The organism is Amycolatopsis sacchari, assembly GCF_900114035.1.
GTDB lineage: Bacteria > Actinomycetota > Actinomycetes > Mycobacteriales > Pseudonocardiaceae > Amycolatopsis_E > Amycolatopsis_E sacchari.
Genome location: NZ_FORP01000007.1, coordinates 257,099 through 272,814, shown reverse-complemented (window position 1 = coordinate 272,814; position 15,716 = coordinate 257,099). Strand labels below are relative to the sequence as shown.

Below are 15,716 nucleotides of genomic sequence, written 5' to 3'. Positions count from 1 at the left end.
CGGAGATCTCCTGGCCAAACAGCAGATCGACGTCCTTTAAGGACCCGTCCCGTGAGGCGGGGAAGGAGTCAGCCGTGGCGTCACGCCCTCGTGGCGCGGCGGAGCCGGGTGGCGAGCGTGAACTGCTCTCCTCCGGCGATGTCGCGCGCACCATCGCCCGAATGGCCCATCAGGTCATCGAGAAGACCGCGCTGGGTGCCGGACCGGGCCCGCTCCCGGTGCTGCTCGGGATTCCCACCCGGGGCACCTCACTGGCCGGCCGGCTGGCCGGCCGCATCGCCGAGTTCGCCGGTGTGGAACCGCCGACCGGCGCGCTCGACATCACCCTGTACCGCGACGACCTCCGCCGCCGCCCCACGCGGCCGCTGGCCTCGACGCAGCTGCCGGACACCGGGATCGACGACCGCGTCGTGATCCTGGTCGACGACGTGCTGTTCTCCGGGCGCACGGTCCGCGCGGCGCTCGACGCCCTGCGCGACCACGGCCGCCCGCGCGCGGTGCAGCTCGCCGTGCTCGTGGACCGCGGCCACCGCGAGTTCCCGATCCGCGCCGACTACGTGGGCAAGAACGTGCCCACGTCGCGGGCGGAAGAGGTGCTGGTGCTGCTGTCCGAGGTGGACGGGCGCGACGCGGTGGTCCTGCGCGGCAAGGGGGAGACCGAATGAAACACCTGCTGGCCACCGAGGGGCTCGACCCCGCCGTGGCGACCGCCGTGCTCGACACGGCCGACGAGCTGAAGAAGACCCTGCTCGGCCGCGAGGTGCGCAAGCTGCCCACGCTGCGCGGCCGCACCGTGATCACCCTCTTCTACGAGAACTCGACCCGGACCAGGGTGTCGTTCGAGATCGCCGGGAAGTGGATGAGCGCCGACGTGATCAACGTCTCGTCGGGCGGCTCCTCGGTGGGCAAGGGCGAGTCCCTGCGTGACACCGCGCTGACGCTGGCCGCCGCCGGTGCCGACTGCGTGATCATCCGCCACCCCGCCTCCGGCGCCGCGCAGCGGCTGTCCGGCTGGCTGGCCGAGGCGGGCACGGCCGTGGTCAACGCGGGCGACGGGATGCACGAGCACCCCACGCAGGCGCTGCTCGACGCGGCGACGCTGCGGGAACGGCTCGGCACCCTGCGGGACCGGCGGATCGCGATCGTCGGGGACGTGCTGCACAGCCGCGTCGCCCGCTCCAACATCCACCTGCTCACGGCGCTCGGCGCCGAGGTCGTGCTGGTCGCGCCGCCGACCCTGCTGCCGGCGGGGGTGGAGAGCCTGCCGGTCACCGTGTCGCACGAGCTGGACGCCGAACTGCCGGGCGTGGACGCGGTGATGATGCTGCGCGTCCAGGCCGAGCGCATGCACGGCGGCTTCTTCCCGTCGGCGCGGGAGTACTCGATCACCTACGGGCTCAGCGAGAAGCGGCTGAAGCTGCTGCCCGAGCACGCCGTCGTGCTGCACCCGGGGCCCATGCTGCGCGGCATGGAGATCGCGTCGGCGGTGGCCGACGCGCCCTCGTCCGCGATCACCGAACAGGTCCGCAACGGGGTGCACGTGCGGATGGCCGTGCTGTACCACCTGCTGGCGGGGGAGGAAGAGAAGTGAGCTTGCTGATCAGGGGCGCCCGGCTCTACGGCGAGGGCGAGCCGGTGGACGTCCTGGTCGCCGACGGCGTCATCGCCGAGATCGGCTCCGTCCGGGCGCCGGAAGATGCCGAGGTGGTCGAGGCACGAGGCCAGGTGCTGCTGCCGGGTTTCGTGGACCTGCACACCCACCTGCGGGAGCCGGGCCGCGAGGACGCCGAGACGATCGAGACCGGTTCGGCGGCCGCCGCGCTGGGCGGCTACACCGCCGTCTTCGCCATGGCCAACACCGATCCGGTCGCGGACAACGCCGTCGTCGTCGAGCACGTGTGGCGCCGCGGCCGCGAGACCGGGCTCGTCGACGTGCACCCGGTGGGCGCGGTGACCGTCGGGCTCAAGGGCGAGAAGCTCGCCGAGCTGGGCACGATGGCCAAGTCCGCGGCCGGGGTGCGGATGTTCTCCGACGACGGGCACTGCGTGGCCGACCCGCTGCTGATGCGCCGCGCGCTGGAGTACTCGACGGCGCTGGACGTGGTGATCGCGCAGCACGCCGAGGAGCCGAGGCTGACCGTCGGCGCGCAGGCGCACGAGGGCGAGACCGCCTCGCGGCTGGGCTACGCGGGCTGGCCCGCCTCCGCCGAGGAGTCGATCGTCGCGCGTGACTGCCTGCTCGCCGAGCACGCCAGGGCGCGGCTGCACGTCTGCCACGTCTCGACCAAGGGCACGGCCGACGTGCTGCGCTGGGCAAAAAACCGGCAGAGCACCGGGGTCATCTCGGCCGAGGTCACGCCGCACCACCTGCTGCTCACCGACGAACGGCTGAGCACGTACGACCCGGTGAACAAGGTCAACCCGCCGCTGCGCACCGCGAGCGACGCCGCGCACCTGCGGGCCGCGCTCGCCGAGGGCGTCATCGACTGCGTCGCGACCGACCACGCGCCGCACGCCGTGCAGGACAAGGACTGCGAGTGGGCCGCCGCCCGGCCCGGGATGCTCGGCCTGCAGACGGCGCTGTCGGTGGTCACCGAGACGATGGTCCGCACCGGGCTGCTCGACTGGCGCGGTGTCGCCCGCGTGATGAGCGAGCGGCCCGCCGAGATCGCGGGGCTGGCCGACCACGGCCGCCCGATCGTCGCCGGGGAACCGGCGAACCTGACGCTCGTCGACCCCGACGCGGAGTGGACGGTGCGGGGCGCCGAGCTGGCGAGCCTCGCCACGAACACCCCGTACGAGGGCATGCGGCTGCCGGGCGTGGTGACCCTCACGCTGCTGCGCGGGCAGATCACCGCGCGCGAAGGGAAAATTGTCTGATGGAACGTTTCGTCCTGGTGCTCGTCCTGCTGGCCGTCTTCGCGCTCGCCCTGTGGGGCATGCGGGTGGGCTGGCGACGACGAGCCCGCTCGCAGAGCGTTCTGGTCCCGCCGTTCCCGCAGGTCCCTGCTGACCCGGGGGAGCCGCTGCTGGAGGCACCCGGCCTCTACGTCAGCACGACGACGGCGGGCAACTGGCAGGACCGCATCGTGACGCGCGGCATGGGCCTGCGCGGCCGGGCGGTGCTGCGCCGCTACGCCGGCGGGATCGAGGTGGACCGGGCCGGTGCGCCCGGCTTCTGGATCCCGGACGAGGCGGTCACCGGTGTGCGGCGCGGCAGCGCGATCGCCGGGAAGGTGATGGGCAGCGACAGCCTGCTGATCGTCACCTGGCGGCTGGGGGAGGTGGAGCTGGACACCGGGTTCCGCGGCGACGACCACGGCACCTACGACCAGTGGATCGACAGCTTGAGCAACAAGATCGAAGGAGGGGCGCAGTGACGGGGAAGACACCGGCCGCGCTGGTACTGGAGGACGGCCGGGTGTTCCGCGGCTCGGCGTACGGGGCGCAGGGACGGACGCTCGGCGAAGCGGTGTTCTGCACCGGCATGACCGGCTACCAGGAGACCCTGACCGACCCCTCCTACCACCGGCAGATCGTGGTGCAGACCGCGCCGCAGATCGGCAACACCGGCTGGAACGACGAGGACGACGAGTCGGCCCGCATCTGGGTCTCCGGGTACGTAGTCCGCGACCCCGCCCGCACCCCGTCGAACTGGCGCTCGCGCCGCACGCTCGACGAGGAGCTGACGCGGCAGGGCGTGGTGGGCATCGCCGGGGTCGACACCCGCACCCTGACCCGCCACCTGCGGGAGCACGGTGCCATGCGGGCCGGGGTGTTCTCCGGTGACGCGCTCACCGACGAGGCCGCGATGGTCGACCAGGTGCTGGCGAGCCCGCCGATGAAGGGCGCGGACCTCGCGGGCGAGGTCACCACGCCGCAGCCGTACGTCGTGCAGGCGCAGGGTGAGCGGCGGTTCCGCGTCGCCGCGCTGGACCTGGGCATCAAGTCCAACACCCCGCGGCAGATGAGCGCCCGCGGCATCGAGGTGCACGTGCTGCCCGCGGCGAGCACGATCGACGACCTGCTGGCCGTCGAGCCGGACGGGGTGTTCCTGTCCAACGGTCCCGGCGACCCGGAGACGCAGGCGCACGCCATCGCGCTGACCGAGGAGACGCTGCGCCGGGAGATCCCGCTGTTCGGCATCTGCTTCGGCAACCAGATCCTCGGCCGCGCGCTGGGGCTGGGCACGTACAAGATGCGCTACGGCCACCGCGGCATCAACATCCCGGTGATCGACGTGGAGACCGGCAAGGTCGCCATCACCGCGCAGAACCACGGGTTCGCGCTGGAGGGCGAGCCGGGCCAGACCTTCGACTCGCCGTTCGGCACCGCGAAGATCAGCCACTACTGCCCCAACGACGACACGGTGGAGGGCGTCCGCTGCTCGGACGTGCCCGCGTTCTCGGTGCAGTACCACCCCGAGGCGGCGGCGGGCCCGCACGACGCCAGCCCGCTGTTCGACGAGTTCGTGACCTTGATGGAGGCCCGCGCGAGGCACAATCGCGCAGCCCAGCCCGCGGGGGCCGACCGGGTGCGGGTGTCCCGCATGACACAGGAGAAGAAGTCCTAACAATGCCCAAACGCACAGACATCGAACACGTGCTCGTCATCGGGTCCGGCCCGATCGTGATCGGGCAGGCCGCCGAGTTCGACTACTCGGGCACGCAGGCCTGCCGCGTGCTGCGGCAGGAGGGCCTGCGGGTCAGCCTCGTCAACTCCAACCCGGCGACGATCATGACCGACCCGGAGTTCGCCGACGCCACCTACATCGAGCCGGTGACGCCGGACTTCGTGGAGAAGGTCATCGCCCACGAGCAGGCGCTGGGCCGGCCGATCGACTGCCTGCTCGCCACCCTCGGCGGGCAGACGGCGCTCAACACCGCGGTCGCGCTGCACGAGCGCGGCGTGCTGGAGAAGTACGGCGTGGAGCTGATCGGCGCCGACATCGACGCGATCCAGCGCGGTGAGGACCGGCAGAAGTTCAAGGACATCGTGCGCGCGATCGGCGGCGACGTCCCGCGCAGCCGCGTGTGCCACTCCATGGACGAGGTCCGCGAGACCGTCGCCGAGCTGGGCCTGCCGGTCGTCATCCGCCCGTCGTTCACGATGGGCGGGCTGGGCTCGGGCATGGCGCACACGCCGGAGGACCTGGAGCGGCTGGCGTCGGTCGGGCTGGCCGAGTCGCCCGTGACCGAGGTGCTCATCGAGGAGAGCGTGCTCGGCTGGAAGGAGTACGAGCTCGAGCTGATGCGCGACCGCCACGACAACGTCGTGGTGATCTGCTCGATCGAGAACGTCGACGCGATGGGCGTGCACACCGGTGACTCGATCACCGTCGCGCCCGCGATGACGCTGACCGACCGCGAGTACCAGCGCATGCGGGACGTCGGCATCGCGGTGCTGCGCGAGGTCGGTGTGGACACCGGCGGCTGCAACATCCAGTTCGCGATCAACCCCGACGACGGCCGCATGGTCGTCATCGAGATGAACCCGCGCGTGTCCCGCTCCTCGGCGCTGGCGTCGAAGGCCACCGGCTTCCCGATCGCCAAGATCGCCGCGAAGCTCGCCATCGGCTACTCGCTGGACGAGATCCGCAACGACATCACGGGCGAGACCCCGGCGTCGTTCGAGCCGACGCTGGACTACGTCGTGGTGAAGGTGCCGCGCTTCGCGTTCGAGAAGTTCCCGGGCGCCGACCCGGAGCTCACCACGACGATGAAGAGCGTCGGCGAGGCGATGGCGATCGGCCGCAGCTTCCCCGAGGCGCTGGGCAAGGCGATGCGGTCGATCGACACCAAGGCCGCCGGCTTCTGGACCCGCCCCGACCCGGAGGGCGCGACGCTGGAGAACACCCTCGAAGCGCTGCGCACCCCGCACGACGGGCGGCTCTACGCGGTCGAGCGGGCGCTGCGGCTGGGCGCCACCGTCGAGCAGGTGCACGAGGCCAGCGGGCTCGACCCGTGGTTCATCGACCAGATCGCGCTCATCGGCGAGGTCGGCGCCCAGGTGCGCGACGCGCCCGTGCTCGACGCGGACCTGCTGCGCGAGGCCAAGCGCACCGGGCTGTCCGACCAGCAGATCGCCGCGCTGCGGCCGGAGCTGGCGGGGGAGGACGGCGTGCGGGCGCTGCGGCACCGCCTCGGCGTGCGCCCGGTGTTCAAGACCGTGGACACCTGCGCGGCCGAGTTCGCCGCGAAGACGCCGTACCACTACTCGGCCTACGAGTCCGACCCCGCGGCGGAGTCCGAGGTGACGGCGCAGGGCGACAAGCCGAAGGTGCTGATCCTCGGCTCGGGCCCGAACCGGATCGGCCAGGGCATCGAGTTCGACTACTCGTGCGTGCACGCCGCGGTCGCGCTGCGCGAGGCCGGGTTCGAGGCCGTCATGGTCAACTGCAACCCGGAGACCGTCTCGACGGACTACGACACCTCCGACCGCCTGTACTTCGAGCCGCTGACGTTCGAGGACGTGCTGGAGGTCGTCAACGCCGAGCGCGAGTCGGGCACGGTCGCCGGGGTGATCGTGCAGCTGGGCGGGCAGACCCCGCTGGGGCTGGCCAAGCGGCTGGGCGACGCGGGGGTGCCGATCGTGGGCACCCCGCCGGAGGCCATCCACCTGGCCGAGGACCGGGGCGCGTTCGGCGAGGTGCTCGGCGACGCCGGGCTGCCCGCGCCGCGCTACGGCACGGCGACGTCGTTCGAGGGCGCCAAGCGGGTCGCCGACGAGATCGGCTACCCCGTGCTGGTCCGCCCGTCCTACGTGCTGGGCGGGCGCGGCATGGAGATCGTCTACGACGAGTCGTCGCTGGCGAACTACATCCGCCGCGCCACGGAGGTCACCCCCGAGCACCCGGTGCTCGTGGACCGCTTCCTCGACGACGCGATCGAGATCGACGTGGACGCCCTGTTCGACGGCGAGGAGCTGTACCTGGGCGGGGTCATGGAGCACATCGAGGAGGCCGGCATCCACTCCGGTGACTCCTCGTGCGCCCTGCCGCCCATCACGCTCGGCCGCCACGACGTCGAGACCGTGCGTGCCTCCACCGAGGCCATCGCGCGCGGTGTCGGGGTGCGGGGCCTGCTCAACGTCCAGTACGCGCTCAAGGACGACGTGCTGTACGTGCTGGAGGCCAACCCGCGTGCCTCCCGCACCGTGCCGTTCGTGTCCAAGGCGACCGGAGTGCAGCTCGCCAAGGCCGCGTCGCTGATCATGACCGGCACGAGCATCAAGGAGCTGCGGACGCGCGGCATCCTGCCCGCCGAGGGCGACGGGGGGCACCTGCCCGCCGACGCGCCGGTGGCGGTCAAGGAGGCCGTGCTGCCCTTCCACCGCTTCCGCACGCCGGAGGGCAAGGGCGTGGACTCCCTGCTCGGGCCGGAGATGAAGTCCACGGGCGAGGTCATGGGGGTGGACACCTCGTTCGGCGAGGCGTTCGCCAAGTCCCAGGCCGGGGCCTACGGCTCGCTGCCGACGTCGGGCAAGGTGTTCGTGTCGGTCGCCAACCGCGACAAGCGGGCGATGGTGTTCCCGGTCAAGCGGCTGGCCGACCTCGGGTTCGAGATCCTCGCCACCTCCGGCACCGCCGAGGTGCTGCGGCGGAACGGCGTGACCTGCACGGAGGTGCGCAAGCATTCCGAGGGTTCCACGCCTGAGCAGCCCAACATCGTGGACGTGATCCTCGACGGCGGCGTGGACATGGTCATCAACACGCCCTACGGCAACAGCGGCCCGCGGATCGACGGCTACGAGATCCGCACCGCCGCGGTGTCGCGCGACATCCCGTGCATCACCACGGTGCAGGGCGCCGCGGCGGCGGTGCACGGCATCGAGGCGCTCATCCGCGGCGACATCGGGGTGCGCTCGCTGCAGGACCTGCAGGCGGCGTTGCGGGCCCGCTCGTGACCGCGCCGGTGCCCGGACGGGCAGTTCCCGCTGCTCCGTTCGGGCGAAGGTTGGCGGAGAAAATCCGCGAGCGCGGCCCGCTGTGCGCCGGGATCGACCCGCATCCGGGCCTCCTGGACGCCTGGGGCCTGGAGCGCACCCCCGCCGGCCTGGAGAAGTTCGCCCTTTCCGCGGTCGAGGTGCTGGCCGCGGAGGTGGCCGTGGTCAAGCCGCAGTCGGCGTTCTTCGAGGCCCACGGGGCCGCGGGGATCGCCGTGCTGGAGCGCGTGGTGACCGAGGCCAGGCTGGCCGGCGCGCTCGTCCTGCTGGACGTCAAGCGGGGTGACATCGGCTCCACGATGGGCGCCTACACCGCTGCGTACCTGGACGGTCACAGCGCGCTCGCGGCGGACGCCGTGACCGTGTCGCCGTACCTCGGGTTCGGCTCGCTCGCGCCCGCCGTCACGGCGGCGCGCGAGCAGGGCCGGGGGGTGTTCGTGCTGGCCCGAACGTCCAATCCGGAGGCTGCCGGGCTGCAGAACGCCTTGCTGCCCAACGGGAAGACGGTCGCCCAGTCCATTGTGGACGAGGTGGCCGCGCTCAACGCCGGTGCCGAGCCGCTCGGGGACGTCGGCGTGGTCGTCGGCGCCACCGTGGCCCCCGGCGAGCTGGACCTGAGCGCGCTCAACGGGCCCGTCCTGGCACCCGGTTTCGGGGCCCAGGGCGCCACTGTGAGCGATCTTCGGGCGCTGTTCGGGGCAGACCTGCGGGGCGTGCTCCCGGCATCGTCGAGGGACCTCCTGAGGCGCGGACCGGACCCCGCGGCGCTGCGGGCCGGGGTCCGGGAAGTTCGGGCATTGATCGGGCAATCGTTGGATGAACCAGGTGTGACACAGCAGCGCGAAGCGTTTCCTTGAGCGGGTGGGGGTGGGCGACGGGAGGGTTAATATCAGGCCCCTGACCGCGTACGCAGCGGCCACCCCCGCATTGTGGCGGGTGCCCGGGGGTGGGTACCGTCGCGTCACCCACCCGGAATTTTTGAGTACTACGGAGGAAAACGTGGCACTTCCCCAGCTGACCGAGGAACAGCGCAAGGCGGCGCTGGAGAAGGCCGCTGCCGCTCGTCGTGCCCGTGCCGAGCTCAAGGAACGCCTCAAGCGGGGCGGCACCACCCTGACCGAGGTGCTCAAGCAGGCCGACGAGGACGAGGTCCTCGGGAAGATGAAGGTCTCCTCCCTGCTCGAGTCGCTCCCCGGCGTCGGCAAGGTGCGCGCCCAGCAGACGATGGAGCGCCTGGAGATCGCCCCGAGCCGGCGGCTTCGCGGCCTTGGTGACCGGCAGCGCAAGGCGCTGCTGGCCGAGTTCAGCGGCGAGTGAGCAAGACAGGCGACGACCACGTGGTAGCGGCCGGTCTCCCGACCGGCCGGACGACGCACGGTGAGCCGGAGCAGGGGCGTCGTCCCCGGCGCCGGCTCACCGTCGTCTCGGGTCCGTCCGGGGTCGGCAAGTCCAGCGTGGTCGGTGAGCTGCGGCGGCTGGACCCGGACATCTACTTCAGCGTCTCGGTCACGACCCGGCCCCCCAGGCCGGGCGAGGTCGACGGCGAGCACTACCACTTCATCGACCGGGCCGTGTTCGACAAGATGGTCCGGGCCGGCGAGCTGCTGGAGCACGCCGAGTTCACCGGCAACTGCTACGGCACCCCGCGGGAACCCGTGGAGCGGGCGCTCGCGGAGGGCCGCCCGGCGGTGCTGGAGATCGAGCTGCAGGGCGCCCGGCAGGTCCGCAGGGCCATGCCGGACGCGCGCCTGGTCATGCTGATGCCACCCTCCTGGGAGGAGCTGGTGGGCAGGCTGACCGGGCGCGGCACCGAGGAGAAGGCCGCGGTCGAGGCCCGGCTGGCCGAGGCGGAGCGCGAACTGGCGGCCGCGGGCGAGTTCGACGCCCGCGTCGTCAACGCCGACGTCAGGACGGCCGCCCGGGAGTTGTTAGACTTGATGAACACGGACTTCGAATGATTCGGGAGCGACACGAGTGACCGCAGCGCTGGGTATCCACGGTGAAGAGCTCGAGGGCATCACCAACCCGCCGATCGACGACCTGCTGGCGAAGGTCAGCTCCAAGTACGCGCTGGTGATCTACGCCGCCAAGCGCGCCCGCCAGATCAACGACTACTACGCCCAGCTCGGCGAAGGCCTGCTGGAGTACGTCGGCCCGCTCGTCGAGCCGGGCCCGCGCGAGAAGCCGCTGTCGATCGCCCTGCGCGAGATCCACGGTGGCCTGCTCGAGCACACCGAAGGTGAGTGACAAGCCCCGCGTGGTCCTGGGCGTGGGTGGCGGGATCGCCGCCTACAAGGCCTGTGAGGTGCTGCGCGGGCTGACCGAGTCCGGTCACGACGTCCGCGTGGTGCCCACCGAGGCCGCGCTGAACTTCGTCGGCGCGGCCACCTTCGAAGCGCTGTCCGGGCACCCGGTGCACACGGGTGTGTTCACCGAGGTGCCGCAGGTGCAGCACGTCCGGGTCGGCAAGGAGGCCGACCTCGTGCTGGTCGTCCCGGCCACCGCCGACCTGCTGGCCCGTGCCGCGCACGGGATGGCGGACGACCTGCTCACCAGTACCCTCCTCACCGCCCGGTGCCCGGTCGCGTTCTTCCCGGCCATGCACACGGAGATGTGGGAGCACCCCGCCACCCGCGACAACGTCGCGCTGCTGCGTTCGCGCGGCACGTTCGTGGCGGAGCCGTCCTCGGGGCGGCTGACCGGCGCCGACACCGGCAAGGGCAGGCTGCCCGACCCCGCCGACATCGTCGACCTGGCGAAGCTGCTGCTGGCCCGCGCCGACGCGCTGCCCCGCGACCTGGCAGGCCTGCGGGTCGTCGTGTCCGCGGGCGGCACGCGGGAGCCGCTGGACCCGGTGCGGTACCTGGGCAACCGGTCGTCGGGCAAGCAGGGCTACGCACTCGCGCGCGTCGCCGCCCAGCGCGGGGCCGAGGTCACGCTCGTCGCCGCGCACACCGTCGCACTGCCCGATCCGCCCGGCGTGACGCTGCGCCGCGTCTCGACGGCGGAGGAGCTGCGTGGCGCGGTGCACGAAAGTGCCGAAAACGCCGACGTGGTGGTCATGGCTGCCGCGGTGGCCGATTTCCGCCCCGCGAACCGCGCCGACTACAAGATCAAGAAGTCCGACGACCAGCCTGACCCGACGGTCGTGCTGGAGCGCAACGCCGACATCCTCGCCGAGCTCGTCGCGAACCGCCGGCCTGGCCAGACGGTCGTCGGGTTCGCCGCCGAGACCGGTGACCACCACGGATCGGTGCTCGACCACGCCCGCGCGAAGCTCAAGCGCAAGGGCTGCGACCTGCTCGTCGTGAACGCCGTCGGCGAGGGCCGCGCGTTCGAGGTCGAGGACAACGCGGGCTGGCTGCTGGCGGCGGATGGTGCGGAAAGTCCGATTCCGCTGGGATCGAAATCGCAGCTGGCCGCCACAGTGTGGGACGCGGTGGCACACTTCATCCAGCGAAGCGGGTCCCCTCAGTAGGCTGGACCCCGTTGTCCGACCGGAGATGGGAAGTGGCGAGCACCGTGACCGATTCGACCCGCAGGTTGTTCACGTCGGAGTCCGTGACGGAGGGGCATCCGGACAAGATCTGCGACGCGATCAGTGATTCGGTGCTGGACGCGCTGCTGGAGAAGGACCCGCGGTCGCGGGTGGCCGTGGAAACCCTGATCACGACGGGTCAGGTGCACGTCGCGGGTGAGGTCACGACCGAGGCGTACGCGGACATCCCGACGATCGTGCGGGAGAAGATCCTCGAGATCGGTTACGACTCGTCGGCCAAGGGGTTCGACGGCAACTCGTGCGGCGTGAACGTCGCGATCGGCTCGCAGTCCCCGGACATCGCGCAGGGCGTCAACGCCGCGTATGAGGCGCGGCTGGAACAGGCCATGGACGACCTGGACCGCCAAGGCGCCGGTGACCAGGGCCTGATGTTCGGTTACGCCTGCTCGGACACCCCGGAACTCATGCCGCTTCCCATCGCGCTCGCGCACCGGCTTTCGCAGCGGCTGACGCGGGTGCGCAAGGACGGCGTGCTGCCGTACCTGCGGCCGGACGGCAAGACGCAGGTGACGATCGAGTACGCCGGGGATCAGCCGGTGCGCCTGGACACGGTGGTGCTCTCCACCCAGCACGCGGAGGGCATCGACCTGGAGTCGATGCTGGGCGTGGACATTCGCGAGCAGGTCGTGGCGCCGGAGCTGGCGGGGCTGGAGCTGGACACCAGTGATGTGCGCCTGCTGGTGAACCCGACGGGCCGGTTCGTGATCGGTGGTCCCATGGGGGATGCCGGGCTGACGGGCCGGAAGATCATCGTGGACACCTACGGCGGTATGGCGCGGCACGGTGGTGGCGCGTTCTCGGGCAAGGACCCGTCGAAGGTGGACCGTTCCGCCGCCTACGCCATGCGCTGGGTGGCGAAGAACGTCGTGGCGGCGGGGCTGGCCACGCGGGTCGAGGTGCAGGTCGCGTACGCGATCGGGAAGGCCGCGCCGGTGGGTCTTTTCGTGGAGACGTTCGGGACGGAGACGGTGGATCCGTCGAAGATCCAGGGTGCGATCACGCAGGTGTTCGACCTGCGGCCGGCGGCGATCATCCGGGACCTGGACCTGCTGCGCCCGATCTACGCGCAGACCGCGTCCTACGGCCACTTCGGGCGTCCGGAGCTGACCCTGCCGTGGGAGAACACCGACCGGGCCGAAGCACTCCGCAGCGCCGCCGGTGCCTGAGGGGACCGAAACCACCCCCCTCTGGGACCTGCCCAAGCCGAAACGTCCGGCGGGGCGGCCGAAAGCCGCCCGCAAGGGGCAGCAGCAGCCCGCCGCGCACGACCCCATCGCGCGGATCGTCGTCGACGTGCCGCTCGCGCACCTGGACCGCACGTTCGACTACCAGGTGCCCGACAAGCTCGACGCGGACGCCGTGCCCGGCTGCCGGGTGCGGGTCCGCTTCGCCGGGCAGCTGGTCGACGGTTTCCTGATCGAGCGCGCCGCCACCACCGAGCACACCGGGCGGCTGGCGTTCCTCGAACGCGTCACGTCGAGCGAGCCCGTGCTGAGCCCGCGCCTGGCGGCACTGGCCAGGACGGTGGCGCAGCGCTACGGCGGCACGATGATCGACGTGCTGCGCCTGGCCATCCCGCCCCGGCACGCCAAGGCCGAGGGAGAGCCGCCCAGCGACCGGGCACAGGTGACCGCTCCCGTCGACGGCGCCGGCTGGGCGCGTTACCAGCGTGGTGAGGCGTTCCTCGACGCGCTGCGGAGCAACAGGCAGGCGCACGCCGTGTGGCAGGCACTGCCGGGGGAGGACTGGCCCGCCCGGCTCGCCGAAGCGGCGGCGGTCGTGGCGGCGAACGGCCGTGGTGCCGTGCTCGTCGTGCCGGACCAGCGCGACCTGACGCGGGTGCACGCCGCCTGCGCGGCGCTGGCCGGGGAAGACGCGGTCGTGGCGCTGTCGGCGGAACTGGGGCCGGCCGAGCGGTACCGGCGGTGGCTCGCGGTGTCACGCGGCACCGTGCCGATCGTCGTCGGCACGCGGGCGACGATGTTCGCGCCCGTCGCGGACCCGGCGCTGTACGTGGTGTGGGACGACGGCGACGACCTGCACGTGGACCCGCACATGCCGTACCCGCAGGTCCGTGACGTGCTGACGCTGCGCGCGCACGCGGACGGGGCGTCGCTCGTGGTCGCGGGGTTCGCGCGTACGGCGGAGGCGCAGCTGCTGGTGGAGACCGGCTGGGCGCACCCGGTGGTCGCGTCGCGGGAGGAGCTGCGCAAGGCGGCGCCGCGGGTGACCCCGGTGGGCGAGGACTTCGACGTGGCGCGGGACGAAGCGGCGCGCGCGGCCCGGTTGCCCGCTGTGGCGTTCGAGGCTGCCCGTCAGGCGCTGGCCGCCGGGGCGCCCGTGCTGGTGCAGGTGCCGCGCCGCGGGTACGTGCCCGCGCTGGCGTGTGCGCAGTGCCGGACGCCGGCGCACTGCCGCCACTGCGCGGGGCCGCTGGCGCTGAGCGGCGGGCCGGGGCATCCGCCGAGCTGCCGGTGGTGCGGGGCGCCGGAGGGCAACTTCCGGTGTGTGGCCTGCGGTTCGCCGCGGTTGCGGGCGATGGTCGTCGGCTCGAAGCGGACGGCGGAGGAGCTGGGGCGGGCGTTCCCCGGGGTGCCGGTCCGGACGTCGGGGGCGCAGGAGGTGCTCGCGACGGTGCCGGGGCGGCCCGCGCTGGTGGTGTGCACGCCGGGCGCGGAGCCGGTCGCCGAGGGCGGGTACGGGGCGGCGCTGCTGCTGGACGGCTGGGCGTTGCTGGGGCGCCAGGACCTGCGGGCGGCGGAGGAGACGTTGCGGCGGTGGATGGCGGCGGGGGCGCTGGTGCGCCCGTCGTCGGAGGGCGGGCGGATCGTGGTCGGCGCCGAGGCGTCGTTGACGCCGGTGCAGGCGCTGATGCGCTGGGACCCGGCGTGGCACGCGGAGCGCGAACTGGCCGAGCGGCGCGAACTGGGCTTCCCGCCGGCCGTGCGCATGGCGAGCCTGGAGGGGACGCCGGAGGCGGTGGCGGCGCTGCTGGAGGAGCTGGCGCTGCCGGAGTCGGGGGAGGTGCTGGGCCCGGTGCCCCTGGGCGAACCGGACGAGGAAGGCCGCACGGAGCGCGAGCGGGCACTGGTCCGCGTCCCGCGCTCGGACGGCCGCACCCTGGCGTCCGCACTGGCGGCGGCGCAGGCGCGGCGGGTGGCGCGGAAGGAACCGTCACCGGTCCGCGTACAACTGGACCCGCTGGAGCTGATCTAGGGGCGAGGAGGAGCGATGGCGGTCTTCCGGAATTTTGTGAAATGCACTTGTGGTTATCGTCGTCGACGGCGGACTGAGCTGCTGCAACGCCTCAAGCCGGTACTCATCGGTGGTTTGGTCGTTCTTGCCATACTAGCCGCGGTTCGATTCGCGAAGGGCGGAAATCTTGTCGACGTCAATTTTTCTGCCCTTGTCACGTCGTCGACGCTGGTCTTGGGTTTCGTGGGGTTCGTTGCTGGAGTCATGGGAATCCGGCTTGATCATCAGTCGAGGTGGCGAGATCTGGACGCTCCGGCTTGGCTCGGCATCCTCGTCTTCGCATTCTCATTCAGCAAAGGCTGGGCTCAGTACTTCGAGAGCGAGATCAGCGGGGTGACCCGTGTGGTAGCCGTTTCTGTCATGGTCGTGCTCGCGGCGGTGACAGTGGGTGTTGTTCTTGTGCGCGCGCCGACCCGGATGCGGGAGTTCCGCCGTGACTACCTCACCATAAGAACGAGTTCAGCGCAGCCGTTCAATCTGAAGGCTATGCGCTACCAGCGGGAGGCGATGGTGCACCTCATTGCGTGTATTGAGCCACAGTGCCCCAAGCGTGCGGAGAAGATACGTGAGAAAAAGGTTCGGGAGACCGTGCGTTCGCGCTCGCTCAAACACCTCGCACTGCGTCGCTACTCGGGTAGGCAACTTGTGGCCGCGCCTGATCGAAACGTGCGGGTGGCCTTCGCGGTTCTGATGATTGCCAGGGCGCTTGTGTCGCCCTACGAACAAGTTGGCGCGTGGACTGCGGCCTTCTTCGGGAGTTCGACGATCCTGCTCACATTGTTCGGTAGGGTGCCACCTTCTCTGCTGAGCAGTGGCCTTGTGTTCCTCCCCTTCGTTCTGGTGCCGGTGATCCACGCTGTGAGGGAGATGCTCCTGCGGATCCTCAGCATGCGGAAGCCGGATGGACCCCCGGTCCCGTAACTAGAGGACTGGTCGTGCACCCCTCCGTCGCCGGCAG

The 15,716-nt window shown here is 71.6% G+C and carries 13 protein-coding genes and 1 pseudogene; all 14 read left to right on the top strand.

Translation table 11 applies throughout. The annotated features are described in order from the left end of the window. Nucleotides 1-74: 74 nt before the first annotated feature. The 14 genes and pseudogenes from pyrR to BMZ92_RS14990 all read left to right on the top strand — a co-directional run bounded on the left by pyrR (nucleotide 75) and on the right by BMZ92_RS14990 (nucleotide 15,679). Complete coding sequence (gene pyrR, locus BMZ92_RS15055) at nucleotides 75-665, top strand: bifunctional pyr operon transcriptional regulator/uracil phosphoribosyltransferase PyrR (protein WP_091507591.1); 591 nt, start codon at nucleotides 75-77, stop codon at nucleotides 663-665. Next, nucleotides 662-1,591 (top strand): aspartate carbamoyltransferase catalytic subunit, encoded by a 930-nt coding sequence (locus tag BMZ92_RS15050; RefSeq protein ID WP_091507589.1) that lies wholly within the window; start codon nucleotides 662-664, stop codon nucleotides 1,589-1,591. The genes pyrR and BMZ92_RS15050 overlap by 4 nt, the downstream gene beginning before the upstream one ends. Continuing rightward, nucleotides 1,588-2,880 carry a dihydroorotase gene (locus BMZ92_RS15045; protein ID WP_091507586.1) on the top strand — a complete coding sequence of 431 codons (1,293 nt, stop codon included), beginning with the start codon at nucleotides 1,588-1,590 and terminating at the stop codon, nucleotides 2,878-2,880. The genes BMZ92_RS15050 and BMZ92_RS15045 overlap by 4 nt, the downstream gene beginning before the upstream one ends. Beyond that, complete coding sequence (locus BMZ92_RS15040; RefSeq protein WP_091507584.1) at nucleotides 2,880-3,380, top strand: PH-like domain-containing protein; 501 nt, start codon at nucleotides 2,880-2,882, stop codon at nucleotides 3,378-3,380. The genes BMZ92_RS15045 and BMZ92_RS15040 overlap by 1 nt, the downstream gene beginning before the upstream one ends. Continuing rightward, nucleotides 3,377-4,495: pseudogene (carA, locus tag BMZ92_RS15035) on the top strand (glutamine-hydrolyzing carbamoyl-phosphate synthase small subunit); the annotation flags it as partial. The gene BMZ92_RS15040 and the pseudogene carA, both read left to right, overlap by 4 nt. Before the next feature lie 80 nt (nucleotides 4,496-4,575). Continuing rightward, nucleotides 4,576-7,905, top strand: a complete 3,330-nt coding sequence (gene carB, locus BMZ92_RS15030; protein ID WP_091507582.1) for a carbamoyl-phosphate synthase large subunit — start codon at nucleotides 4,576-4,578, stop codon at nucleotides 7,903-7,905. A gap of 50 nt (nucleotides 7,906-7,955) precedes the next feature. Beyond that, the gene (pyrF, locus tag BMZ92_RS15025; protein WP_245783066.1) at nucleotides 7,956-8,801 is read left to right on the top strand and encodes an orotidine-5'-phosphate decarboxylase; all 846 of its coding nucleotides are present in this window, start codon (nucleotides 7,956-7,958) and stop codon (nucleotides 8,799-8,801) included. Nucleotides 8,802-8,943: 142 nt separating this feature from the next. Next, nucleotides 8,944-9,261, top strand: coding sequence for an integration host factor, actinobacterial type (gene mihF / locus BMZ92_RS15020; RefSeq protein ID WP_091507579.1), 318 nt, complete (start codon nucleotides 8,944-8,946; stop codon nucleotides 9,259-9,261). After that, nucleotides 9,258-9,902: a guanylate kinase gene (gene gmk / locus BMZ92_RS15015; RefSeq protein ID WP_245783065.1), complete on the top strand. Its 645-nt coding sequence runs from the start codon at nucleotides 9,258-9,260 to the stop codon at nucleotides 9,900-9,902. The genes mihF and gmk overlap by 4 nt, the downstream gene beginning before the upstream one ends. Nucleotides 9,903-9,918: 16 nt before the next feature. Continuing rightward, nucleotides 9,919-10,191, top strand: a complete 273-nt coding sequence (gene rpoZ / locus BMZ92_RS15010; RefSeq protein WP_091507578.1) for a DNA-directed RNA polymerase subunit omega — start codon at nucleotides 9,919-9,921, stop codon at nucleotides 10,189-10,191. Next, a complete protein-coding gene (coaBC, locus tag BMZ92_RS15005; protein WP_091507575.1) occupies nucleotides 10,184-11,422 on the top strand; it encodes a bifunctional phosphopantothenoylcysteine decarboxylase/phosphopantothenate--cysteine ligase CoaBC in 1,239 nt (412 codons plus the stop codon). The genes rpoZ and coaBC overlap by 8 nt, the downstream gene beginning before the upstream one ends. Nucleotides 11,423-11,466: 44 nt before the next feature. Then, nucleotides 11,467-12,669 carry a methionine adenosyltransferase gene (gene metK / locus BMZ92_RS15000; RefSeq protein ID WP_177228705.1) on the top strand — a complete coding sequence of 401 codons (1,203 nt, stop codon included), beginning with the start codon at nucleotides 11,467-11,469 and terminating at the stop codon, nucleotides 12,667-12,669. Continuing rightward, nucleotides 12,662-14,719, top strand: coding sequence for a primosomal protein N' (locus BMZ92_RS14995; protein WP_091507574.1), 2,058 nt, complete (start codon nucleotides 12,662-12,664; stop codon nucleotides 14,717-14,719). Before metK ends, BMZ92_RS14995 begins: the two co-directional genes overlap by 8 nt. 15 nt (nucleotides 14,720-14,734) lie before the next feature. Next, nucleotides 14,735-15,679 carry a hypothetical protein gene (locus tag BMZ92_RS14990; protein WP_143249862.1) on the top strand — a complete coding sequence of 315 codons (945 nt, stop codon included), beginning with the start codon at nucleotides 14,735-14,737 and terminating at the stop codon, nucleotides 15,677-15,679. Nucleotides 15,680-15,716 lie beyond the last annotated feature (37 nt).

Coding starts and splice junctions, on each gene's coding strand:
- BMZ92_RS15050 (WP_091507589.1), top strand. CDS start 662: ATGAAACACCTGCTGGCCACCGAGGGGCTCGACCCCGCCGTGGCGACC.
- BMZ92_RS15040 (WP_091507584.1), top strand. CDS start 2,880: ATGGAACGTTTCGTCCTGGTGCTCGTCCTGCTGGCCGTCTTCGCGCTC.
- carB (WP_091507582.1), top strand. CDS start 4,576: ATGCCCAAACGCACAGACATCGAACACGTGCTCGTCATCGGGTCCGGC.
- BMZ92_RS14990 (WP_143249862.1), top strand. CDS start 14,735: ATGGCGGTCTTCCGGAATTTTGTGAAATGCACTTGTGGTTATCGTCGT.